1 protein-coding gene is annotated in these 1,399 nt (G+C 69.8%); it reads left to right on the forward strand.

Going from position 1 to position 1,399, the window contains the following annotated elements; translation table 11 throughout:
* Nucleotides 1-1,399, forward strand: a 1,399-nt coding sequence (locus tag AC1DD3_RS22030; protein WP_476882524.1) for an aldehyde dehydrogenase family protein, incomplete at both ends; no start/stop codon positions are given.

Below are 1,399 nucleotides of genomic sequence, written 5' to 3' on the forward strand. Positions count from 1 at the left end.
TACGATGCCCTGCTGGCCTCGATCACCCCGGAGTCCGGCGAAACCCGGACCATCCTTGACCCCGCCACCGGAGAAGCAGTCGGTGAGGCGCCGGTCCACAGCGTCCAGGACCTGGAGCAGGCCATAGCCGCCGCATCGGCCGCCCAGCCGGCGTGGGCGGCGCTGGGCCACGACGCCCGGAGCTCCGCGCTSCTSAAGGCWGCCGACGCCGTCGAACGCTCCGCCGAGGAACTCGCCCGCCTGCTCTCCCGCGAGCAGGGCAAGCCGCTSAACGGCCCCAACGCCCGCTTCGAAGTCGGCGCCTGCGCCGCCTGGCTGCGCGCCGCCGCCGGAACGCCGCTGGAGGCGGAAACCGTCGTGGACGACGGCGAAACCCGCGCMGAACTGCACTACCGGCCCATCGGCGTCGTCGGTGCCATCGGCCCGTGGAACTGGCCCATGATGATCACCATCTGGCAGATCGCCCCCGCCCTGCGGATGGGCAACGCCGTGGTGGTCAAACCGTCCGAATACACCCCGCTGTCCGTCCTGGCCCTGGCCAAGGTCCTCAACGAGGAACTCCCCGAAGGCCTCCTCACGGTCGTCTCCGGCGGCCGCGACGTCGGTGCCCGCCTGGCCGAACACCCCGCCRTCGGCAARGTCATGTTCACCGGCTCCACCGCCACCGGCAAGGCAATCATCAAATCCTCCGCCGACACCGTCAAGCGCCTCACCCTGGAACTTGGCGGCAACGACGCCGGCATCGTCCTCCCCGACGCRGAYCCCKCCGCGATTGCTGAAGGCCTGTTCTGGGGCGCCTTCATCAACACCGGCCAGACCTGCGCGGCCCTCAAGCGCCTCTACGTCCACGACGACATCTACGACGCCGTCTGCGAGGCCCTCACCGCCGTCGCCGCCGCCATGCCCATGGGCGTGGGGCTGGACGAGAACAACGTCCTGGGCCCGCTGCAGAACAAGCAGCAGTTCGACATCGTGGCAGGGCTCGTTGAAGCCGCCAAGGATTCCGGCGCGCGCGTGCTGCTCGGCGGCAACCCGGCCATGGACCAGCCGGGCTACTTCTACCCCACCACGCTGGTCGCCGACATCGACAACGACAACCCCCTCGTGGCCGAGGAACAGTTCGGCCCGGCCCTGCCCATCATCCGCTACMGCACCGTGGACGAGGCCGTCGCCAAAGCGAACGGACTCGACGTCGGGCTTGGCGCCTCGGTCTGGTCCTCCGATCCGGCCCGCGCACGTGCGGTCGCAGCCCGCATCGAGGCCGGCACCGTGTGGATCAACAAGCACGGCGCCGTTGACCCCCGCGTCCCCTTCGGCGGCGCCAAACAATCCGGGTACGGCCTGGAATTCGGCGTCGAAGGCCTCAAAGCCCTCGGCATCCCCCAAGTCATCAACGGCT

The sequence above is a fragment of the Arthrobacter sp. 05T444 genome, from assembly GCF_056395905.1.